The following is a 22382-nucleotide window of genomic DNA, read 5'->3' on the forward strand; positions in this document are numbered from 1 at the left end:
GGGGTCTGCGGTCGGCGGGGTCGGGGCCCACGCCTCGACGGTGCGGTACGCGGTCAAGCCGCCGGCGGCGCGCCGGTCAGCAGAGCTTGAACCGGTCGCACGCGGTCTTGATCGGCACCGCCAGGCCGATGCCCTCGGCGTCCCGGGCCTTGGCCGTGGCGATCCCCACGACCTCCTTCGAGCCGTTGATCACCGGCCCGCCGGAATTGCCCGGGTTGATCGGAGCATCGAACTGGATCACCGGACCGGAGCCGCCCTCGTCCTTGCGGAACGCGCTCACCACGCCGGTGGTGACACTGTCCTGGAGGCCGAGCGGCGCGCCGACCACCACGATCTGCTGCCCGGACTTGACCGGGGTACGCGCCGCCACCAGGCCGGTGAACTTCGCGGTGGTGCGCAGGTGGGCGAGGTCCTTGTCCTTGTCGACCTCGACGATGGTCGCCTCGAACCGCTGGTCGGTGCGCTCCAGGAAGACCTTGCGGTCGCCCGCGGTGAACACGGCCTCCACCACGTGGAAGTTGGTGAGCAGCGTGGTGCCGCCGCCGGACGGGGCCTTGCCGATGGCGAAGGCCGTGCCGGTGAACTGGCCGGCGCGGACCCGGAAGACACTGGGCAGCACCGCGCTCGCCACGGCCTCCGGGTTGAACGCCGCCCCGGCCTGCTTCTCCAGGACGCCCGCCCGCTCCTCCAGGCCGTCGAGCCGGCCGGCGGTCGCGCCCTGCGCCTCGGCCAGCCGCCGGTCGGTGGCGGCGAGCCGGTCGTCCAGCCGGTGGATCTGGTACGCCTGCAGGCCCGCCACCAGCGCCAGGATCCCGGCCAGGACGAGCGCCACCACCGGCAGCCGCCGCCCCCGCCCGGACCGCTCGGGGTGCCCGGCGGGCGGCACCGGCAGCGTCCCGCCGGCAGCCTGCCCGGGGTACGCCGGACCGGACGTGGGCTGACCGGGGTACGCCGGGCCGGACGCCGGGGCCGGTTGCGCGGCGACGCCGGGCTGGCCGGCGAACTGCCCCGGAACGGCGCCCGGCTGTGCGGGCGGCCAGCCGCCGGGGGTGCGCGGAGTCGGTGCGGTCGGGCCACCCCACTGACCGCTGTTCGGTGCCGCCGACCACGTGACCCCGGCACCCGGCTGGCTGGCGCCCGGCGCACCGGGCGCCGCGCCGAAGCCGCCGGGCACGGAACCGGAGGCGGCGGGCGCCGCGCCGAAGGCGGCGGGCGCGGAGCCGAAGCCCGCGCCGGGGGTGGCGGTTGGGGAGCCGTAGGCCGCTCCAGGCCCGGTCGTGGCGCCGGCCGGCGGGAAGCCGTCGGCGGGCGCGCCCGGGAGGCCCGGGGTCGGCGCGGCGGGGTGGCCGGCCGGCTGGCCGGGAACGGTGGCGTGGCCGGTGGGTGGGACGATGCGCGGCGGCAGCGGTCCCGGCCGGTCGGTCCCCGGGGCGGCGGTCTCGTCGCCGCCCCGCCCCGGCACGCCGTCCCCGGCCCCGTAGACGCCCGTCATGATCGCCCTGTCCTCCCCCGTGACCGCACCGTGCCCGGCATCCCCTCGCGGCCCGCGGCTCGATGGACCGTACCTGCGTGAACGGGGTTTGTCTCCCCCGGTGTCCGACCCTGCCACCCCGGCGCAACCCGACCCGGTCACGACACCTGTGGGACATCCGGCCGACACGCGCCCGACCGGCTGCGCACACCGGATCGCCCGGCGCACTAGGGTTGTCAGGTGACCGACGAACCACCCCTGCGCCGTCGGGCTGCCGAAAGCCGTACGGAAGAGGCGTCGCCGCATCCGTCCTCGGCCACGCCGGAGCCGGCGGACGCGGGGACCGAACCCACCGCCGGCGGGCCCGTCCCGCTGATCGCCCCGCGCGAGGGCACGCCCGCGCCGGTGGCCACCCCGAGCGAGCTCGACGAGGTCGTGGCCCGCTTCGCGGCCGGCACCGGCCCGGTGGCCCTGGATGCCGAGCGTGCCTCCGGCTACCGCTACAGCCAGCGCGCCTACCTGGTGCAGCTGCGCCGGGCGGGCTCCGGCACGGCGCTGATCGACCCGCTGCCGCTGCCCGACCTGACCGCCCTCGACGGTGTGATCGCCGGGGCGGAGTGGGTGCTGCACGCCGCCAGTCAGGATCTCGCCTGCCTCGCCGAGCTGGGCCTGCGCCCGCGCCGGCTGTTCGACACCGAGCTGGCCGCCCGGCTGGCCGGCTTCGAGCGGGTGGGTCTGGCCGCGCTGACCGAGCAGGTGCTCGGCTACAGCCTGGAGAAGCACCACTCCGCGGCGGACTGGTCGAGCCGGCCGCTGCCGGAGTCCTGGCTGACGTACGCGGCGCTGGACGTGGAGCTGCTGGTCGACCTGCGCGACGCGCTCGACGAGGAGTTGGCCAAGCAGGGCAAGTCGGCGTGGGCGGCGGAGGAGTTCGCCGCGCTGGTGCTCAACGGCGCCCGCCCGCCCCGGGTGCGGGCCGAGCCGTGGCGCCGCACCTCGGGAATCCACCGGGTGCGCGGCGCGCGGGCCCAGGCCCGGGTGCGCTCGCTGTGGTACGCGCGGGACCAGATCGCCGCGCGGCGGGACGCCGCACCGGGCCGGGTGCTGCCGGACTCGGCCATCGTGGCGGCCGCGGAGCTGGACCCGAAGGACGAGAAGACCCTGCTGACCCTGCCCGGTTTCGGTGGCCGTTCGGTGCGCCGGCTGGCGCGTACCTGGCTGGCGGCCCTGGACGACGCGCGCCAGCTGCCGGACGACGCCCTGCCGGTGAACCCGGTGGTGGAGGGTCCGCCGCCGCCACACCGGTGGGCGGAGCGGGATCCGGTGGCGGCCGGCCGGCTGGCCCGGTGCCGCGAGGTGGTGGTCGGCACGGCCGGCGCCCACCACCTGCCGCCGGAGAACCTGATCGCCCCGGACTTCATCCGCCGCCTGGCCTGGCAGCCCCCCGAGGAGATCACCGACGACACGGTCGCGGAAACCCTCCGCACCTTCGGCGCGAGGGAGTGGCAGATCACCCTCCTCCTCCCCGCCCTGACGGAGGCCCTGAACCTCCCGACCTCCTGACCCCAACCCCGACCCGGACCTCGACCCCGGCGTCGATCATGAAGTTGACGGCAGTTTCGGAGATCGACATCGCCGCCAACTTCATGATCGACCGGGCGACGGCGCTCGCGGGGTGTGTGGGGTTGGCCACACGGGGGGTGGTGTCGGCGGTGGTTACTGGCGAGTAGCATCCGGGGAAACGCCAGTGCCGGCTAGGAGGCTCCAAGTGCCCCGTGAAGTTCGCGATGTCGTCTTCGTCGACGGCGTCCGCACCCCGTTCGGCAAGGCGGGTGGCATGTACGCCAACACCCGCGCCGACGACCTGGTGATCCGCTGCATCCGCGAGCTGATGCGGCGCAACCCGCAGCTCCCGCCGGAGAAGGTGGAGGAGGTCGCCATCGCGGCCACCACCCAGATCGGCGACCAGGGCCTGACCATCGGCCGCACCGCCGCCCTGCTGGCCGGCCTGCCCAAGACGGTGCCCGGCTTCGCCATCGACCGGATGTGCGCCGGCGCGATGACCGCCGTCACCACCGTCGCCAGCGGCATCGCCGTGGGCGCGTACGACGTGGCCATCGCCGGCGGTGTCGAGCACATGGGCCGGCACCCGATGGGCGAGGGCGTCGACCCCAACCCGCGGATCATCGCGGAGAAGCTGGTCGACCCGTCCGCGCTGGTCATGGGCGCCACCGCGGAGAACCTGCACGACCGGGTCCCGCACATCACCAAGGAGCGCACCGACGCGTTCGCGCTCGCCTCGCAGCAGAAGACCGCCAAGGCGTACGCCAACGGCAAGCTCCAGGGCGACCTGGTGCCGGTGGCGATCCGCGACCCCGAGGCCGGCTGGGGCCTGGCCACGACCGACGAGGCTCCCCGGGAGACCTCGCTGGAGAAGCTCGCCACCCTCAAGACCCCGTTCCGCCCGCACGGCAAGGTCACCGCGGGCAACGCGGCCGGCCTGAACGACGGCGCCACCGCGGCCCTGCTCGTCGCCGAGGAGACCGCCCGCGAGCTGGGCCTGCCGATCGGCATGCGGCTGGTGTCGTACGGCTTCGTCGGCGTCGAGCCCGAGGTGATGGGCGTCGGCCCGATCCCGTCGACCGAGAAGGCGCTGCGCATCGCCGGCCTGAGCATCGACGACATCGGCCTGTTCGAGCTGAACGAGGCCTTTGCGGTGCAGGTGCTCGCCTTCCTCGACCACTTCGGCATCGCCGACGACGACCCGCGGGTCAACCAGTGGGGCGGTGCGATCGCCATCGGTCACCCGCTCGCCTCCTCCGGCGTCCGGCTGATGACCCAGCTCGCCCGGCAGTTCGCCGAGCACCCCGAGGTCCGCTACGGCCTCACCGCCATGTGCATCGGCATCGGCATGGGCGGCACCGTCATCTGGGAGAACCCGCACTGGGAGGGTGGAGACAAGTGAGCCTCGCCGCACCGAACGAGGTCGTCACCAAGGCGCTGCTGCGCCAGGTGAACGTACCGGGGCTGGACCGTCCCGCCGCCCTCATCACCCTGGACAACGGCTTCGACCACACCAAGCCGAACAGCTTCGGCCCGGGCGGCCTGACCAGCCTGGACGAGGCGATCACCGCCGCCCTGGCGGCGGAGCCGGCGTTCATCGCGGTCACCGGCAAGCCGTACATCTTCTGCGTGGGCGCGGACATCACCAGCCTCCCGCAGCTGGAGAACCGCGAGCAGGCGCTGGAGATCGGCCGGCTCGGCCACCGGGTCTTCGCCCGGCTCAAGGACAGCACCGTCCCGACCTTCGCCTTCGTGAACGGCGCGGCGATGGGCGGCGGCCTGGAGCTGGCCCTGCACTGCCACTACCGGAGCCTGTCGGCGGGCGCGGCGGCCCTGGCGCTGCCCGAGGTCTCGCTCGGTTTGGTCCCCGGCTGGGGCGGCACCCAGCTGCTGCCGAACCTGATCGGCATCCCGGCCGCGACGCAGGTGATCCTGCAGAACCCGCTCATGCAGAACAAGATGCTCAAGCCGAAGCAGGCGGCGGAGATGGGCATCGCCGACGTGCTGCTGGAGCCGGCCGACTTCCTGGAGCGGTCGCTGGAGTGGGCCGCCGGCGTCGTCCGGGGCGAGGTCACCGTGACCCGCCCCGAGGTCGACAAGGACATGTGGGCGGGCGTGCTCTACTTCGCCCGGCAGACCCTGGACCAGCGGCTCCACGGCGCGGTCCCGGCCGCGTACAAGGCGCTGGACCTGCTGGAGACCGCGAAGGACGCCGACTTCGCGGCCGGCACCGCGGCCGAGGACGAGGCGCTGGCCGACCTGGTCTTCTCCGAGGAGCTGCGCAGCGGCCTGTACGCCTTCGACCTGGTGCAGCGGCGGGCCAAGCGGCCGGCCGGCGCGCCGGACAAGGGCCTGGCCCGCCCGGTCACCAAGGTGGGCATCGTGGGCGCCGGCCTGATGGCCAGCCAGCTCGCCCTGCTCTTCGCCCGCCGCCTCCAGGTGCCGGTCGTCATGACCGACCTGGACCAGTCCCGGGTGGACAAGGGCGTCGGCTACGTGCACACCCAGATCGAGAAGGCCGTCAGCAAGGGCCGGATGGACAAGGGCACCGCGGCCAAGCTGTACGGGCTGGTCAGCGGCTCGGTCGACAAGTCCGTCTTCGCCGACGCCGACTTCGTCATCGAGGCGGTGTTCGAGGACCTCGGCGTCAAGAAGCAGGTCTGGGCCGAGCTGGAGAAGATCGTCAAGCCGGAGGCGGTGCTCGCCACCAACACCTCCAGCCTGTCGATCACGGAGATGGCCGCCGACCTGGAGCACCCCGAGCGGGTGGTCGGCTTCCACTTCTTCAACCCGGTCGCCGTGCTGCCGCTGCTGGAGATCGTCCGCGGCGAGCGGACCGACGACGCCACCCTCGCGACCGCGTTCGCGGTCGGCAAGCAGCTGAAGAAGTCCAGCGTGCTGGTCAAGGACGCCCCGGCGTTCGTGGTCAACCGGCTGCTGACCCGCTTCCTCGGCACCGTCTTCGCCGCCGTCGACCAGGGCACCCCGCTGGACGTGGCGAACAGCGCGCTGGACCCGCTGGGCCTGCCGATGCGCCCGCTCGCCCTGCTCCAGCTGGTCGGCCCGGCCGTGGCCTACCACGTGGGCGGCACCCTGCACACCGCGTTCCCGGGCCGTTTCGGCGTTAGCGAGAACCTCAAGCGGATCGCCGACTTGGGCCAGCCGATCGTGGTCGACGACCAGGTCAACGAGGAGGTCGCCAAGCTGCTCGTGGTCGGCGACCAGCCGCTCACCGCCGAGCAGGTCCGGCAGAACGCGCTGGACGCGCTGGCCGAGGAGATCCGGCTGATGCTCGACGAGGGCGTCGTCGCCGAGGCGCAGGACATCGACCTGTGCATGATCCTCGGCGCCGGCTGGCCGTTCCACCTGGGCGGCGTCACGCCGTACCTGGACCGGACCGGCACCGCCGAGCGGGTCACCGGCCGGCGGTTCCTTCCGCGCGGGGTCGCCAGCCTGCGCGGCTGATCCCACCGCCGCTCCCCCACGATCGCGGTGGCCGGCCGTCCCCCTGGGACGGTCCGGCCACCGCGATCGGTCGTTTCCGGGTCGGAGATCGGCTACCGTCCGGACACCTCGCGGACACACCGGGCGGCCGGCGCGGTCACAACCCGATTCCGGTTTCGTCACGTCGTCGGTGGCCGGACAGTGCGCTGTCGGTGCGGCTGGCTACGATCACCCGTCCGCACTTCTCAGCAGGAGCTGCCAAAACATGTCCCAGCCGCCGTCCAATCCCTACCCCGGTTCCTACCCCCCGCCCCCGCAGCAGCCCGGCGGCTACCAGCCGCCGCAGCAGCAGCAGCCCCAGTACGGCGGCGGTTACCCGCCGGCTCCCCAGCAGCAGCCGCAGTACGGCGGCGGCTACCCGGGGAGCGGCCAGCCCGGCCAGCAGTACGGCGGCTACCCGGAGAGCGGCCAGCCCGGCCAGCAGTACGGCGGCTACCCGGAGGCCGGCCAGCCCGGCTACGGCGCCCCGGCCCCGCTGCCGCCGAAGAAGAAGTCCAGCGTCGGCAAGATCCTGCTCATCGTGCTGGCCGTCGTGCTGGTGCTCTGCGTGGGCGGTGGCATCGCCACCTGGTTCGCCGCCAAGGACGAGGTCGGTGAGGTCGTCCAGGCGACCAAGACCCGCCTGGTCGAGCCCCCCACGCTGGCCGGTCGGGCCAAGGTGAGCGACCCGTCTCTCCAGACGGCCGCCACCCAGATGAAGTCCGAGATCGCCAAGGACGTCCCGAACGCCACCAGCACGGCCGGCGCGTTCTACGGCGATCCGGCGAAGAAGGACCTGGTCATGATCGCCGGCGCGTCCGGTGTCATCGCCGACCCCCAGAAGGAGATGGCGGACGCCATCACGGCGATCACGCCCCAGCTGGGCACCAAGGAGTTCAAGACGGTCGACGCCGGCCCGTTGGGCGGCGAGGCCAAGTGTGGCGACGGCAAGGCCGAGGACGTCCCGGTGGCCGTGTGCCTCTGGGTCGACAAGGGCAGCCTGGGCATGGTGGTGGTCTACTTCAAGTCCGCGACCGAGATCCAGCAGGAGTTCGTGACCATGCGCGGCGAGATCGAGAAGCGGGACTAGTCCCCGCCGACCCGGTGCACCGGGCCCCCGCCGGCAGGCGGGGGCCCGGTTCCGTTTCACCGGTCAGGCCGACGCGGCCCGCTCGGCGGGGCTGCGGCAGACGCAGAACTCGTTGCCCTCGGGGTCGGCCAGGACCACCCAGCCGGTGCCGTCCGGCCGGCGCCGGTCGTCCACCAGGGTGGCCCCGAGGTCGCGCAGCCGCGCCACCTCCTCGTCCCGGGTCCCCTCGGCCGCGTGCACGTCGAGGTGGAACGCGCCCTTGCCGTGCCGCTCGCCCACGGAGACGAAGAGCAGGTCGGGGCCGTGGCCGTCGGGGGCGGCGAGGACCGCCTCCGGGTCGCCGGGGTGGTCGTCGTCGTGCAGCTTCCGGTCGAGCGCCCGGGCCCACCAGCTGGCCAGGACGTACGGGTCGTCGCTCTCGACGGTGACGCAGTGGATCTGTGCACTCACGGTGCTTCCTCCTGGATCGGAGTGCGCCCCGCCGGAGTGCGGACGGTCAGCGGGGACTGCGGGGCGCGGGACTGTTCATGGTGGACATCGACCGCACCCCCTTCCACACCTCGGGCTGACGCCGCTGATCATGTCATCAGCCGGCGGCGGGGACAAGGCCGGCCCGGCCCCGCGTGGCGGGACCGGGCCGGATGGGAGGCCAGGAGGTCACGGGCCGACGAAGACCGCCATCGCCCGCCAGTCGACGCCGTCCACGGCCGGACCGCTGCGCACGGTGAACGCCGCGGCCGGCGCACCGCCCGCCCAGTCGGTTGCCGACAGCTCGCCGGTGCCGCGGTTGACCTTGTAGAGGGTGCCGCCGGCCAGGAAGACCGAGCCGGCGTCGGCGAAGCCGCTCGCCCCGGCGACGGTGAACTTCTCCGCGCCCACCACGCCGCTGTCCGGGGTGAACCAGCGCCAGAACAGGCCGCCCTGCCCGGCGAGGGTGTAGTAGAGCCGGCCGCCGCTGTAGAACATGCCGGTGACGTTGGGGATCTCGGGATAGAAGTTGCTGGTCACCCCGACGTACGTCTGGCCGGCCGGGCCGGAGTCCGTCTCCACGGCGTCCCAGTAGGCGTCGTGGTACGGGTCGACGGCCGACGCGGCGCCGAAGGTGGACCCGTCGAAGGTGCGCCGCCACAGCGACCCGTCCATGCCGTAGAAGAGCGTGCCGCCGACCCAGAACGCGCCCCGCGCGGTGGACCAGGCGGTGCCGTCCGGCACGGCCACCGGGGCGGCCGCGCCGACCGTGGTGACCCCGTCGTACGACCGGACCTGCACCTCGTTGCCGGTGCCGGCGGGCGGGGCGCCGGTCTTGACGATCTCGATGCCGTCGACGAGTGGGTTCTCCACCACGTGCCGGAAGTCGACGCCGATCGAGCCGTCGCTGACCACGGTGAACGCCCGCATGGTGCCCACGTTGTGGCCCACGGCGGCGGACAGGTCGAGGTCGTCCAGGACGGTCGTGCCCTCCACGGCGACGTCGAAGACCCGGGAGCCGGGGGCGGCCGTGCCGTCGTACCGGTTGGCCAGGTAGAGCCGGACCTGCACCTCGGTGCCTGTGGGCACCGGGAACTGCCAGCTCATCTCCGCGTCGCCGGCCGGGTCCCAGCGTTCGTCGCTGTAGAGCGCGGCGGGGGTGCCGGCCGGCACGGTGGCGTCGACGCCGCCGACCGGGGCGAAGCCGGCGGTGCTGCTGCCGGCGTTGTGGTACGGGCTGGGGTTGCCACCGTCGTCGGCCGCCCAGTCCGGTCCGGTGTCCGTCGAGGCGACGAGGGGACCACCCGCGTTGATCCGGTACAGCACGTTCGTCGGCGCGGGGACCCCGGCCTGGTACACGTTCCCGGGGAGGGTGGCCGTGGTGGTCGGGTGCGGCGCCGCGCCGCCGGTCAGCGGGAAGAACGCGATCCGCTCCCGCCGGTACTGGAAGTTGCCGATCCACGAGGTGTCCGAGCCGACCCAGAGGCCGGCCGCGGTGACCAGCATCTCGGAGGCGCCGACGCCGCGCGGGTGCCGGCCGGGGTTCCAGGACAGCGGCAGGCCCGTGCGCGGGTCGAGGGCCGCGATGCTGGCCCGGCCGACGGCACCGGCCTGCGCGGAGTCCCCGCCGAAGCTGTTGTTCAACCAGCGGAAGTGGCCGCCGACGTAGACCGCCTGCTCGCTGATGCCGACGGAGAGGTAGGTGTCGCCGCCGGTGTAGTCGACCCAGGTGGGCTGGAGGTCCGTGCCGGTGGCGCCGGCCTCCCAGCGGGCGGCGGCGTCGCAGAGCGTGCCGCCGTTGGGCGCGCCGGTGGTCACCACCACGAAGTAGCTGCCGTCCGGGGCGAACGCGATGTCCCGCATGTACGAGTCGAACGCCCACCAGGCGCAGCGCGGGGTGTACCGGTTGGTGTTCCAGTCGGCCACGGTGGCCGCGGTGGCGCCGAGGTCCAGCTTGACGATCTGGTCGTGCAGCACCCCGTCGGCCTTCTTGAAGTTGCCGATCACCACGAGCTTCGTTCCGTCCGGTGAGACGGCCAGCTTCTCGGCCCCGACGCCGCCGTTCGCGCCGCTGACCCCGTCGTAGTTGTGGTGCTCGGTGAGCGCCGTGGTGAGGTAGCCGTCCAGCGCGCCGGTGCCCGCGTTGAGCGAGGCGAGGCCGCCGCGCGGGTTGGCGTTGCCGGCCGTGGTGAAGATGCCGCCGACCAGCAGCCGCCCGCCGACCAGGGCGACGTCGTTGACCAGTCCGTTGAACGCCGGGCCGGCGAAGCTGGTGACCAGAGCCCCGGTGGCGACGTTGACCAGAGCCACCTTGCGCCGGGTCACCCCGTTGACGGTGTTGAACTTGCCGGCCACGAAGACCGTCCCGGCGGTGGGTCCGGCGACCACCGCGTACACCTCGTTGTCGACGGTCGGCGCGAAGGCGGTGTCCACCGTGCCGGTGGCCTTGTCGAAGGCCAGCAGGTAGTTGCGGGTGATGTCGACGTCGGTCCCGCGGTTCTGCACCCGGGTGAACGAGCCGGCCACGATGATCTTGGAGCCGGCGTCGTGGATCGCGTCGACCGTGCCGTCCATGATGTCCGGCGAGGCGGTGGAGGGCACCGCTTTGACCACCGTGGTGTGGCCGGGCGCGGCGGCGGCGGGACCGGCCGGGGCCAGTCCGGCGGCGGCGAGCGCGACGGCGGTGAGGGCCACGAGGACACGGCGCGTGAGGGCCGAGGGTGGGGTCACTGGCAGCTCCGGAGACTGGTGTGGACAGGCGTGAGGCAGCCTTCACCCTGGGCCACCCGGCACGCGCCGTCCAGCACCGGCCGCGCTTTCTGCCCGACCACCGCGCCGCTCCCGGCCGACCACCCGGCGCGACCGGCCGGGACAGCCGGGCCGCCCGCACGAACAGGTGGCCGCGGATGGTGGTTCGGCGGGCGGCGGCCGTCAGGTCGGCGGTCCGGCGCGTACCGTCGGTCGGCCGCGCGGACGCCGATCGGCTCCTAGGTGGCCGCCGGCGCGTCGGCCGACGGCAGGGTGACCGTCACCTCCAGGCCGCCGCCCGGCTGGGCGACGGCCTTCACCGTGCCGCCGTGCGCGTCGCAGACGGCGCGCACGATGGACAGTCCGAGGCCGGAGCCGCGGGCGCCGGTGCGCTCCTGCCCGCCGCGCCGGAACGGCTCGAACAGCCCCGGCACGTCGGCGGGGGCCACCTCGAAGCCGGTGTTACCGACCACGAGCCAGGACCGCTGTCCGTCGGTGCCGGTGCGCACCCAGAGCCGGCCGTGCAGGTGGTTGTAGCGGACCGCGTTCTCCACGAGGTTGCCGGCGAGCCGGTCGAGCAGGCCCGGGTCGCCGACCACCGGCGCGGCCCGCAGCGAGGTGTGCACCTTGAGGCCGATCCGCTCCACCTCGCGGGCCATCGCGGAGAGCGCGTTGGCGGTGCCCACGGCGAGGTCGAACTCGGTGCGCCGGGCCAGCCGGCCGCCCGTCTGCGCCTCGCTGCGGGCCAGCACCAGCAGCGCGTCGACCAGCCCGTTGGCGCGTTCCGAGGCGTCCCGCACCACGCTGGCCATCCGGCGGTACTCGGCGAGGTCCGCCTCGTCGTCGCTGAGCGTCACGTCGATTTCCGTGCGCATCACCGCGAGCGGGGTCCGCAGCTCGTGCGAGGCGTTGGCGACGAACCGCTTCTGCGCCTCGAACGCGGCGCCGATCCGGTCCAGCATGGCGTCGAAGGTCTCGGCCAGCTCGGCCACCTCGTCGTTCGCGCCGGACCAGCCGATCCGCTCGTCGAGGGTGGTCTCGCCGAGCCGGCGCGCGGTGGCGGTGACCTGGTGCAGCGGGCGCAGCGCGCGGCCGGCCACCGCGTACGCGCCGGCGATCCCGACCATGCCGATCGCCACCAGTGCCACCAGGGCCTTGACCAGCAGCTCGCGGGAGGCGGCGTCGACCAGTTCCCGCTGCCAGTGCCCGGCGTCGAGAGTGCGGCCGTCGGCGAGCACCACCGTGGTGCCGGGCAGCAGCTCGTCGGTGGGGCGCAGCGCGTCCCGGACCAGCAGCCAGGCCAGCAGCACCAGGACCGCACCGGCCCCGACCAGCAGCACCCCGTTGAGCAGGGTGAGCCGCAGCCGCAGGGTGGGCCGCGGCCGGGACCGGGCGGTCATGCGGCGGCCTCGCCGATCCGGTAGCCCGCGCCGACCACCGTGTCGATCAGTGGCGGGTCGCCGAGCTTCTTGCGCAGTGTCATCACGGTGACCCGGACGATGGTGGTGAACGGGTCGGTGTTCGCGTCCCAGACCCGCTCCAGCAGTTCCTCGCTGGAGACCACCGCGCCGCGCGCCTTGAGCAGCTCGGCCAGCACGCCGAACTCCTTGTTGGTCAGGTCGACCGGCTCGCCGCCGCGGGTGACCACCCGGCGGGCCGGGTCGAGCACCAGGTCGGCCACCTCCAGCACCGGCGGGGCGGCCGGGGTGGCCCGCCGCCCCAGCGCCTGCACCCGGGCGACCAGCTCGTCGAAGGCGAACGGCTTGGGCAGGTAGTCGTCGGCGCCGAGCCGCAACCCCTCCACCCGGTCGGCGACCGTGACGCTCGCGGTCAGCATCAGCACCCGGGTCAGCGCGCCGGAGGCGGCCATGTCGGCGCAGATCCGGTCGCCGTGCACGCCGGGCAGGTCCCGGTCCAGGATCACCACGTCGTAGCGGGTCACGAAGGCGGCCTCGTGCCCGGCGTCGCCGTCGTAGGCGACGTCCACGGCCATCCCGCGCTTGCGCAGCCCGCGCGCGATCGCGTCGGCGAGGTTCCGCTCGTCCTCGACCACCAGTACCCGCATCCCGGCCTCCCACGTCGTGACCTCCCACAACCTAGTGCGGGCCGCCAAGCGTCCCTCGCGCGCCGTCGTTGCAAAAAATCTTCAGGTACGCGATGCTGCCCGGCAGCGAGCGACAAGCGCCCCGGCCACCGGGCCCGGGCCCGAGCCCGACGGGAGCCCGCATGACCGCTGTCGACCCCGGCCGGGACGTGACGTACCACCGCTTCCGCTTCCCGGCAGACCTGCGCCTCGGCACCGCCGACGGGGTGGCCGCCGGTCCGGACGGGCTGGTGCTGGCGACGCCGGCCGACCGCCTGGACCACACCGATCCGCACTCCGGCGACACGGCCGGGTACGACGCGGCGACCTGGACCTCCCCCGTGGTGCCGGTCGGCTTCGCCGTCGCCGAGCTGGTGCCCTCCTGGACCGCCGACGCCCCGTCCGGCTGCTGGCTGCGGGTGGAGCTGCGCGGCTTCGCCGGGGACACCGCCACCACCGGCTGGTACGAGCTGGGCCGGTGGGCCGCCGACGACACGGCCATCCACCGCTCCTCCGTGCCGGGCCAGGCGGACGACGCGGCCTCGGTCGCGGCCGACACCCTGCGCGTGACGGGCGCGACCGTCACCGGCTGGCAGGTCCGGGTCACCCTGCTCCGGCGCCCCGACGCCCCGGCGGGCCCGGTGCTGCGCACCGTCGGCGTGGTCGCCTCGACGGGCGCCAGCACCGGAACGCCGGCCACCCGCGCGGGTGGTGCACCGGACGGCGGGCCGGTCCCGACGCCGGCCCCGGTCGCCACGGCAACCGGCGCGGCGCGGGGCCGGGTGCTCGACGTGCCCCGCTACGCGCAGCGGCTGCACGCCGGCGGGGAGACCCGCTGGGGCGGCGGCGGGGATTCCTGGTGCAGCCCCACCTGCGTCTCGATGGTGCTCGACTTCTGGGGCGCCGGCCCCACCCCGGACCGGTACGCCTGGGTCGCCCCGCCCGGCCCCCGACCGGTGGTGGTGCACGCCGCCCGGCACTGCTACGACCACGCGTACGTGGGGGCCGGGAACTGGGCGTTCAACACCGCGTACGCGGGGCTGCACGGGGTGGACGCGTTCGTCACGCGGCTGCGCTCGCTGGCCGAGGCGGAACGGTTCGTGGCCGCCGGCATCCCGCTGATCGTCTCGGCGGCCTTCACCCGGGGGCAGGTGCCCGGGCTGGACTACGACACCCGGGGGCACCTCATCGTGCTGGTCGGCTTCACGGCCGACGGCGACCCGGTGCTCAACGACCCGTACGCCCCCGACGACGAGGGGGTGCGCCGGACCGTGCCCCGGTCGGCGTTCGAGGCGGCCTGGCAGGGCGGCAGCGGCGGCGTCGTCTACGTGGTGCGACCCGAGTCGGTGCCGCTGCCGCCGGCGCCCGCGCAGGCCAACTGGTAGGTCAGGGCCCCACCGGCCAGATCATCAGCCCGCCGGACGGGCGCAGGCAGACCAGCGCGGCGCCGGAGTCGGCGCACTCGTTCCACGAGCCGGGCAGCACGGCCCGGGTCCGGACCTCGCCGGCCGCGACGTCCAGCGCGCCGACCAGCGTCCGGTCGCCGGGCATCCGGCGCAGCCCGAGCAGCCGGGCCGGATCGCTCCCGAAGCCTGTGGGCCGCCAACGCCCGAGCCGGGCGACGGGGCGGCCGGTGGCCGGGTCGAGCACCGACATCTCCTCCGGCCCGACGCCGAGCAGCCGGCCGCCGATCGGTGCCAGACCGAGCCAGTTGTCGTCCATCCAGCTCAGCCGGCCGGTGGCCGGGTCGAGGGCGCGAACCCCGCCGACCTGGTCGCGGACGCACACCATCCCGGCACACTCGACGAACCAGACCCCGCCGGGCGGCTCCACCGGCATGCTCCAGCGCCGGTCCAGCCGGTCCAGCCCGTACGCCGTGACCGTGCCCGGCGCGCCGTCGACAAGCAGCAGGTCGGCCACCACCTGGGTGAACCGGTAGGAGACCCGGTCCGCGGCCGGCGGCACCCGGCCGGCGTGGACCAGCGCGCCGGAGTCCGCGTCGTGCACCTCCACCCGGCCGTCCGGGGCGACCAGCACGATCTGCGTCGGCCCTCGGCCGTCCGTCCGGTACGACACCCCGTTGTTGGGCAGCGGCAGCGACCAGCGCACCGCGCCGGAGGCCGGGTCGACGGCCACGACCGTGCCCGTCCCGGAGGCCCGCGGGGTCTCGAAGAGAACCCCGCCGGACGCGGTCGACACCGAATAGCCGGTCTGCCGCCAGCGCACCACGCCGGTCGCCGGGTCCAGCAGGGTCGACACGGTGTCGCCGGCCCCGGCCGGGCTGCTGGTCACCAGCAGCCCCCCGGCCAGCGCGCCCAGCCCCAGCACGTGGTCGCCGGCCGGCAGGGTGAACCGCCACGACGGCTCGCCGCCGGGCAGCCGGTGCCCGGTGACCACCCGGCCGCCCCGGCCGACCGCGCCCGGGCCGTCGGCCACCACGAGCCGCCCCGCCAGGACCAGGAAGACCGCGCCCGGCGGGGCGGCTACCAGGACACCCGCGGGCGGCCGGACCGGCGGCGTCGCGCCGGCCAGGGCGAGCAGCGCGACGCAGCAGATCGCCACCACCCGGGCGAGCCGGCCCGGTGGGCGGACCGGCGCCCGGGCCGGCTCGGCGGACTCCTCGCCGTGCCGCATCTCCCCCAGCTCGATGACCGGGCTCACGGCAGCCGCCACAGCCCGAACCCGCCGTCCGCGCGGCGGCAGACGAGCAGTTCCGCGCCCATCCGGCAGTCGCCGACGGCGCCGACCAGCACCTCCCGCACCTCGGGGCTGCCGCGGGCCGGGTCCAGCTCGGCGAGGAGCAGGCGGCCGCCCTCGGTCCGCCGGATGCCGAACAGCCGCCCGTCGAACTCGTCCTGCGGGACCATCTCCCACACGCCGAGGTCAGCGACCAGCCGGCCGGTGGCCTCCTCGACCAGCGCCAGGGCACTTCCGCCGGCCGCGTCCGCCGCGACCAGGAGCCGGCCGCCGGTGGCCGTCAGCGTCCCCGTCCACCGGTCGTCGGTCCACCGCACGGCGCCGGTCGCGGGGTCGAGCGCCCACATGCCGCCGGTCAGCCGGACGGCGCAGAGCAGGCTGCCGCACCGCTCGGCGAAGCCGACCAGCGGGAGCACCGCCGTCCAACGCCGCTGCAGGGTGTCCAGGTCGTAGGCGGTGACGCTGCCGCCGTCGTCCTTGATGACCAGCAGCATCCCGGCGCCGAGCAGGGTCCACCGCCGGGTGGGCCGGTCACCGGGAGCCAGGTCGCGGGCGGCCAGCCGGGTGCCGTCGGCCGCGTCGTACACGACGGTCTCGCCGGCGGGCGGCAGGTGCACCAGCCGGTCCACCCCGGACGGGCCGAAGCTGAGCTCGACGTTGTCCGGCGTGCCCGGGACCGACCAGAGGGTCCGGCCGTCGCTCACCGCCACCCGGCGGACCGCCTCCCGGCCGGCCATCTCGGGCACCTGCAGGAGCAGCGCCCCGCCGGCCGGGAAGCCCACTCCCGGCTGGCGCCAGCTCATCCGGCCGGTGCGGGCGTCGAAGCCGATCGTCTCCCACGCGGAGTCGCCGGCGGTCCGTCCGACGAGCAGCACCATGCCGTCCTGTTCCCACACCGTGGTGGCGACGCCCGCCCCGGGCACCGGTGTCCGCCAGAGTGTCCGGGGTGGACCGCCGGCGACCCGGTACGCGACGAGGTGCCGGCCGGCGCCGCGCTGCGGGTCGGGCGGCTGCACCACGTACACCCGGTCGCCGGAGATGAACGCGGCGGCCGCGGGGCCGCCCGGCAGGGTGCGCGCGGCGGACCGCGACGGCGGGGCGGCGGCGGCGAGCGTGACCAGCGCCACCAGGAGCACGACGACGCTCCGGAACGGACGGCCGACGGCCTGCGGCCGCCGTGCGGGCGGGCCGGGCGCGGTGTCGTCGCGCAGCTCACCCAGATCGATGACGGCCACGACCACCCCCTCTCCACGCCGCCGCAACGGCGGCCCGGCCGTGACCGGCGCGACGGCGTGCCGCCTGTACGATGGCCCGTCGTGGCTGTGCCGGTGGTGGACCCCTCGCTGAACTCCTCGCCCGTCGAGGCCGAGGCCGTCGTGGCGGACCCGCCGCGTCGGCCCCGACGCCGGCCGGCCCGCGCCGACGTGCTGGCCATCGGAGCCTATGCGCTGCTCGGTGTTCTCGTCTGCCTCAACTATTGGGGCGACGTGCAACACCGGGTCTCCTCGCACCTGCCGACCGACCACAGCTGGTTCGAGTGGCTCTTCGCGCACGGCGCGTACTCGGTGCGGCACCTGGAGAACCCGCTCTTCACCGCCCGGCAGAACGCGCCGGACGGGGTGAACATGATGGCGAACACCTCGCTGCTCGGGGTCACCCTGCCGCTGGCGCCGCTCACCCTGCTGCTCGGCCCGCAGGTGATGTACGCGCTCTACCTCGGCGCGGCGCTCTCGGCGACCGCGGCGACGTCCTACTGGGTGCTGTCCCGGCACCTGGTGCGCTCGCGCGGGGCGGCCTTCGTCGGCGGGGCCTTCCTCGGCTTCGCCCCGGGCATCGTGCACCACGCCAACGGGCAGCCGAACTTCGTCTCCAACTTCCTGCTCCCGCTGATCGTGGCCCGGGTGCTGCGCCTCGGCGAGCCGGGTCGCTGGCGGCGCAACGGGATCGCGCTGGGCCTGCTGGTGGCGTACCAGATCTTCATCAACGAGGAGATGCTGCTGCTCACCGCGCTGGCCTGCCTGGTGGTCGTGGTGGCCTGGGTGGTGCAGCGGCCGCGCGCGGCGCGCGAGCGGGCCGGCGCGTTCCTCGCCGCCGCCGGGGTGGGCGGCGGGCTGGCCCTGCTGCTGGCCGCGTACCCGATCTGGTTCCAGTTCAACGGGCCGCAGTCCTACCGGGGCCTCCAGGGCGGGGTCTTCCACAACTGGGGCGAGGACCTGATGGCCTTCGTCACCTTCGCCCGGGACACCGTCGCCGGGAACGAGGCGGTGGAGCAGACCATCGGGCTGACCGAGCAGAACACCTGGTTCGGCTGGCCGCTGGTGCTCGTCGCGCTGGTCGCCCTGGTGCTGCTGGTACGCCGCTCGCTGCCGGCCCGGATCCTGGCCGTGCTCGTGGTGGTCTTCTCGGTGGCCGCGATCGGCCCGAAGGTGCGGTTCGACGGGGTGGAGACCACCGTCGACGGCCCCTGGGCGTACGTGCCGGACGACCTGCCGCTGGTCGAGATGATGATGCCGACCCGGCTCAGCCTGGTGGTGGCCGCCGCGGTCGGCGTGCTGCTCGCGCTGGCCTGGGACGCCCTGTCCGGCCGCGGCCGCCCGCCGGTGCCCGCCCAGCGCACCGGCTCCGCCGCTCCCGGGTCGCGCCCACGCTGGCTGCGTCCCGTCGGGTACGCGGCCATCGTGGCCGCCCTGCTCCCGCTGTTTCCCCGCCCGCTGCCGGCCCAGCGGATCGACCCGCCGCCGCACTTCATCACGGCGGGCGGTTGGCGGCCCTACGTGCCGGACGGCCGCACCCTCGTGCCGGTGCCGATCCCGAGCAACGTGCACGGCCTGCCCACGCTGCGCTGGAGCGCGCTCACCGAGCAGGCGTTCCCCATCCCCGGCGGCTACTTCATCGGACCGAACGAGGTGGGCGAGGGGGTCTTCGGCGCGCCAAACCGGCCGACCAGCACCCTCATCTACTCCACGATGGACGCGAACAAGGTCCCGCCGCTCACCGCGGAGAACCGCCGCCAGGCCCTGGACGACCTGCGCTTCTGGAAGGCGTCGGTGGTGGTGCTCGGCGCGAATCCCCGCGAGGCGGTCCTCCGCGAGCTGATGACCCAGCTGCTCGGCGAGCCGCGGCGCGTCGACGACGTCTGGCTCTGGGACGTCCGCGACCGCGTCTGACAGCGGGCCGGCCGGACCCGGTCAGCCGGTCAGGGGGCGGACGTCCCACAGGTGGGCCCCGGGGACGTCCCGGCCGGGGCCGACCAGGGCGTCCACCGTGGCGCGGACCGGGTCGCCCGGCGTCGAGTCGGCCTGCACCAGCACAGCCGCCCGCCAGTGCCGCAGGTCCGCGACGGCCTGACGGCGGTCCGCGTCGCCGATCGGCGGCACCTGGCCGGTCTCGGCGGCCCGCCGCAGCAGCAGCGAGGTGGGCCGGTCCGGCGCACCCCAGTGCGCGGTGGGGTTGTCGGCGGAGCGGGGCCCGATGAAGTAGCCGCCCGGCGCGTCGAAGGCCAGCCCGGCGCGCGCCGACCAGAACATGGCCGGGCTGACCCCGGACCCGGTGACCGGCGGCACCGGCACGAGCGTCCGCCCCGGCGGCACGTACGCCCGCCAGTCGCCGTCGGTCACGAAGGCCGGCACCGGCATGGCCGGCACCGTGCGGATCGGGGTCGGGGCGAGCGGCAGCAGCGCGGCCGCGACCGCGCCCGCCCACGGCGCCCAGGTCCGGGCCGCGCCGCGCCGGACCCGGTCCAGGGCGAGGGCCAGCAGCACCCCGAGCACCGGTACGCACACCAGCGCGAACCGAGCCGGCACCACGAGGTCGAGCAGCGGCACCCCGGCGACCAGCCGGTACGGCCCGGGCAGCCCGGTGTCGTGCCGGTTCACCACGACCGTGGTGCCGAGCGAGAGCAGCACGAAGAGCAGCCCGCAGGCCGCGAGGGCCCGGACCAGGGGCCGCCGCCACAGCCGGACCACGATGAGCACGGCCAGCAGCGGCAGGAACGGCCCGAAGAAGGAGTTCTCCTCGGTGGGGTTCGGCGAGAGCAGCCCGGCGTGGTAGCCGTCCCCGGCGACGGTCTGCCGGGCGGCGCCCGCGTAGGAGGCCAGGTCCAGCCGGTAGCCCCGCGTGTAGAAGGGCATCCCGCGGTAGTGCCCGGCGCCGTGGAACTGCACCCACAGCGGGTACGCCAGCAGCACCCCGGCGACCAGCGCGCCGACGCCGAGCCGGCGCGCCACCACGGGCGCCAGCCGGCGCGCGCCGGCCCGGTCCGCGAGCGCGTACGCCCCGGCGAACACCCCGGCCGCGAGAGCCAGGAAGACCAGCACCTCCTCGCCGAGGAAGACCTGGTACGCGACGGCCAGCCCGAGCAGGATCCCGTCCCGGCGGACCCGGTCGGCGGCCGGCCGGAACACCAGCCCGAGGATCACCGGGACCAGGAACTGGGCCGCCATGTGCAGGTGCGCCCCGGCCTGCGACACCAGGCCCGGGGCGAAGCCGCAGAACAGCCCGCCCACCGCCGCGGCGGCCCGGGAGCGGACCAGCCGGCGGGCGAGCAGCGCGTACCAGGCGGTGGCGGTGCCGGCGAGGCAGACCACGACGGCGACGAGGAAGGCCACCTGCGAGCCGAACAGCGCGGTGACCGGGGTGAGCGGCACGCCCAGCCCGAGCACCGACGTGTTGGCCATCAGGTTGACGCCGTCCGGCACGTTCAACGCGGTGCTGTGCAGCGGGTTCTCCCCGCCGGTCACCGCCCGGGCGGCGCGGGCCAGCATCCACTCGAAGAGCATCTGGTCGCCGGCCTGGTGGAACAGCCGGTCGGGCCGGCCCCACTGGCCGGCGGTGAGCAGCACGGCCAGGCCCAGGTAGCCGGCGACCACGAGCGCGTCGACCGGGCGCGGCCGCCACCGGTGCCGGGGCGCGGGGTCGGGGCGCTCCGGGCCGGTCAGGCGGACTGGCTGGTCAGTGTCCGGACGTCCCACAACCACACGTCCAGCTCCTGCCGGGCGGGCCCGACCAGCTGCTCCACGGTGCGGCGCAGCGGTTCGGCGTTCTGCTCGTTCAGCGGCAGCACCACGATGGCGGCGCGCCAGTGCCGCAGCTCGTCGAGGAAGCGGCGGCGCTGCCGGTCGTCGAGCTTCGGCGTACGCCCGGTGGCCTCGACCTCGGCGAGCAGCTCGCCGATGCCGCTGGGCCGGCCGCCGAAGCGGCCCGGGTCGCCGGTGACCCCGTTGCGGGGGGCCAGGAAGTAGCCCCCTGGGATCTTGAAGGCCAGGTCGGTGCTGGCCGCCCAGCGCATCGGGTCGGTGTTGCCCATGGCTGGCACCGGCACGGAGACCAGCGTCTGGTCCGGGCCGACGTACTGCCGCCACCGGTCGGCCGTGATGAACGTCGGCACGGCCGGGCGGGTGGTGACCCGCAACGGCATGGGCGCGATGGGCAGCAGCGCGAACACCAGGCCGGCGGCGGTCACGGTACGCATGGTGCGCCGCTCCACGATCCCCAGCGCGGCGGCCCGCTGGACGGCCAAGGCCAGCAGCACCCCGACGACCACGGTGGTGATGAGGCCGAACCGGGTGGGCACCACGGCGTCCAGCAGCGGCAACTTGACCAGCAGCTCCCACGGGCCGGTGACCAGGTCCCGGTCCCACCAGGAGATCCGCTCGCCGAGGGAGAGCACGGCGAAGAACAGCCCGGTCGCGGCGAGCGCCCGGACCACCACCTCCCGGCGCAGCCAGACCACGATGCCGACGGCCAGCAGCGACAGGCTCCAGCCGAAGAAGGCGTTCTCCTCCGAGTAGTTCGGGGCCAGGTTCACGTTGGCCCGCTCGTTGCCGCCGAGGGTGGGCGAGCCGGGGGTGAAGAACGCCGCGATGTCGTTGCCGTAGTCGCGGACCGTGTCGCTGAGCCCGTGGTACGCCATCGGCCCGGCGAACTGCACCCACAGCGGGTACGCCAGCAGCGCCCCGGCGAGCACCGCGCAGACGGCCAGCCCGACGCCGAGCGGCCGCCGGGCGGCGGCCCACCGCTCGCGCTGCTGCACCACGACGGCGAACAGGAACACCCCGCAGGCCAGCGCCGTGAAGAGCAGGATCTCCTCGTTGACGAACGCCTGTGCGGTGACCAGCAGGGCGAGCAGCGCGCCGTCGCGCACCGGCCGGGTGGAGCGGGTCAGCACCAGCACCCGCCACACGACGAACGGCAGCAGGAACTGGCTGATGATGTTCGGGTGCCAGTTGGCGTGCGACAGCATGGCCGGCGAGAACCCGCAGAACCAGCCGCCCACGGCGGCGGCCAGCCGGTGACGCACCAGGTGCCGGGAGAGCACCCGGTACCAGGCGGCGGCCGTGCCGGCGAGGCCCAGCGTGACGAGGGTGACGAAGGAGACCGCCGGTCCGAACAGGAGGGTCACCGGCACCATGGGGATGCCGAGGGCCAGGATGGCGGTGTTCGCCATCAGGTTGACCCCGTCCGGATAGTTGAACTGGTCGGTGTAGAACGGGTACTCGCCGTGCAGCACGACCCGCACCGAGTGGGCCAGGAAGAACTGCACCTGCGCCGGATCGCTGCTGTAGAGCGCGGCCACCCGGCCGGCCGGGTCGGCCCAGATTCCGCTGGTCACCCAGAGCGCCGCGAGCAGGAACACCCCGTACACGGCCAGATCCAGCCGGCGCCGCGTCCACCGCCACCGCCGCCGGGCGGCCGGCGCGGCCGGTTCCGGGTCGTGGGCGGTGACCGTACGTTCGTCCACCATGACGGAGAGCGGTCCGCCCGAGGCGTCGGCGTCCGGC

General features: G+C 74.9%; 15 protein-coding genes. 6 read left to right on the plus strand and 9 right to left on the minus strand.

Annotation, left to right across the window (positions count from 1 at the left end; all coding sequences use genetic code 11):
* Positions 1–76: 76 nt before the first annotated feature.
* Complete coding sequence (locus tag NFX44_RS16770; RefSeq protein ID WP_262284482.1) at positions 77–1492, minus strand: trypsin-like peptidase domain-containing protein; 1416 nt, start codon at positions 1490–1492, stop codon at positions 77–79.
* A gap of 219 nt (positions 1493–1711) precedes the next feature.
* Here NFX44_RS16770 and NFX44_RS16775 point away from each other — a divergent pair, with 219 nt between their 5' ends.
* From NFX44_RS16775 to NFX44_RS16790, 4 genes are all read left to right on the plus strand, one after another.
* A complete protein-coding gene (locus NFX44_RS16775) occupies positions 1712–3034 on the plus strand; it encodes a ribonuclease D (RefSeq protein WP_262284483.1) in 1323 nt (440 codons plus the stop codon).
* A 205-nt stretch (positions 3035–3239) separates the two neighbouring features.
* Complete coding sequence (locus NFX44_RS16780; protein ID WP_262284484.1) at positions 3240–4436, plus strand: thiolase family protein; 1197 nt, start codon at positions 3240–3242, stop codon at positions 4434–4436.
* Positions 4433–6499, plus strand: coding sequence for a 3-hydroxyacyl-CoA dehydrogenase NAD-binding domain-containing protein (locus tag NFX44_RS16785; protein ID WP_262284485.1), 2067 nt, complete (start codon positions 4433–4435; stop codon positions 6497–6499). Before NFX44_RS16780 ends, NFX44_RS16785 begins: the two co-directional genes overlap by 4 nt.
* A gap of 244 nt (positions 6500–6743) precedes the next feature.
* Positions 6744–7607 carry a hypothetical protein gene (locus tag NFX44_RS16790; protein ID WP_262284486.1) on the plus strand — a complete coding sequence of 288 codons (864 nt, stop codon included), beginning with the start codon at positions 6744–6746 and terminating at the stop codon, positions 7605–7607.
* Positions 7608–7670: 63 nt separating this feature from the next.
* Here NFX44_RS16790 and NFX44_RS16795 read toward each other — a convergent pair whose 3' ends face one another.
* The 4 genes from NFX44_RS16795 to NFX44_RS16810 all read right to left on the minus strand — a co-directional run bounded on the left by NFX44_RS16795 (position 7671) and on the right by NFX44_RS16810 (position 12888).
* Positions 7671–8057, minus strand: a complete 387-nt coding sequence (locus NFX44_RS16795) for a VOC family protein (RefSeq protein ID WP_262284487.1) — start codon at positions 8055–8057, stop codon at positions 7671–7673.
* Positions 8058–8264: 207 nt separating this feature from the next.
* Positions 8265–10769, minus strand: coding sequence for a malectin (locus tag NFX44_RS16800; RefSeq protein ID WP_262284488.1), 2505 nt, complete (start codon positions 10767–10769; stop codon positions 8265–8267).
* Positions 10770–11062: 293 nt separating this feature from the next.
* Positions 11063–12223: a cell wall metabolism sensor histidine kinase WalK gene (locus NFX44_RS16805; protein WP_262284489.1), complete on the minus strand. Its 1161-nt coding sequence runs from the start codon at positions 12221–12223 to the stop codon at positions 11063–11065.
* Positions 12220–12888 carry a response regulator transcription factor gene (locus tag NFX44_RS16810; RefSeq protein ID WP_262284490.1) on the minus strand — a complete coding sequence of 223 codons (669 nt, stop codon included), beginning with the start codon at positions 12886–12888 and terminating at the stop codon, positions 12220–12222. The genes NFX44_RS16805 and NFX44_RS16810 overlap by 4 nt, the downstream gene beginning before the upstream one ends.
* 161 nt (positions 12889–13049) lie before the next feature.
* Between NFX44_RS16810 and NFX44_RS16815 the strand changes: the two genes are divergently transcribed.
* A complete protein-coding gene (locus NFX44_RS16815; RefSeq protein WP_262284491.1) occupies positions 13050–14291 on the plus strand; it encodes a peptidase C39 family protein in 1242 nt (413 codons plus the stop codon).
* 1 nt (position 14292) lies between these two features.
* On the opposite strand, the gene NFX44_RS16820 is transcribed toward NFX44_RS16815, so the two are convergent.
* A complete protein-coding gene (locus NFX44_RS16820; RefSeq protein WP_262284492.1) occupies positions 14293–15579 on the minus strand; it encodes a PQQ-like beta-propeller repeat protein in 1287 nt (428 codons plus the stop codon).
* Positions 15564–16838, minus strand: coding sequence for a PQQ-like beta-propeller repeat protein (locus NFX44_RS16825; RefSeq protein WP_262284493.1), 1275 nt, complete (start codon positions 16836–16838; stop codon positions 15564–15566). The genes NFX44_RS16820 and NFX44_RS16825 overlap by 16 nt, the downstream gene beginning before the upstream one ends.
* A gap of 141 nt (positions 16839–16979) precedes the next feature.
* Here NFX44_RS16825 and NFX44_RS16830 point away from each other — a divergent pair, with 141 nt between their 5' ends.
* A complete protein-coding gene (locus NFX44_RS16830) occupies positions 16980–18770 on the plus strand; it encodes a hypothetical protein (RefSeq protein WP_262284586.1) in 1791 nt (596 codons plus the stop codon).
* A 21-nt stretch (positions 18771–18791) separates the two neighbouring features.
* On the opposite strand, the gene NFX44_RS16835 is transcribed toward NFX44_RS16830, so the two are convergent.
* Both NFX44_RS16835 and NFX44_RS16840 read right to left on the minus strand, forming a co-directional pair.
* Positions 18792–20579 carry a hypothetical protein gene (locus NFX44_RS16835; protein WP_262284494.1) on the minus strand — a complete coding sequence of 596 codons (1788 nt, stop codon included), beginning with the start codon at positions 20577–20579 and terminating at the stop codon, positions 18792–18794.
* Complete coding sequence (locus tag NFX44_RS16840; RefSeq protein ID WP_262284587.1) at positions 20537–22345, minus strand: hypothetical protein; 1809 nt, start codon at positions 22343–22345, stop codon at positions 20537–20539. Before NFX44_RS16840 ends, NFX44_RS16835 begins: the two co-directional genes overlap by 43 nt.
* Between the last annotated feature and the right edge of the window lie 37 nt (positions 22346–22382).

The sequence above is a fragment of the Micromonospora sp. MA102 genome, from assembly GCF_025460765.1.
Lineage (GTDB): Bacteria > Actinomycetota > Actinomycetes > Mycobacteriales > Micromonosporaceae > Micromonospora > Micromonospora halotolerans.

Coding starts and splice junctions, on each gene's coding strand:
- NFX44_RS16770 (WP_262284482.1), bottom strand. CDS start 1,492: ATGACGGGCGTCTACGGGGCCGGGGACGGCGTGCCGGGGCGGGGCGGC.
- NFX44_RS16790 (WP_262284486.1), top strand. CDS start 6,744: ATGTCCCAGCCGCCGTCCAATCCCTACCCCGGTTCCTACCCCCCGCCC.
- NFX44_RS16805 (WP_262284489.1), bottom strand. CDS start 12,223: ATGACCGCCCGGTCCCGGCCGCGGCCCACCCTGCGGCTGCGGCTCACC.
- NFX44_RS16810 (WP_262284490.1), bottom strand. CDS start 12,888: ATGCGGGTACTGGTGGTCGAGGACGAGCGGAACCTCGCCGACGCGATC.
- NFX44_RS16815 (WP_262284491.1), top strand. CDS start 13,050: ATGACCGCTGTCGACCCCGGCCGGGACGTGACGTACCACCGCTTCCGC.
- NFX44_RS16840 (WP_262284587.1), bottom strand. CDS start 22,345: ATGGTGGACGAACGTACGGTCACCGCCCACGACCCGGAACCGGCCGCG.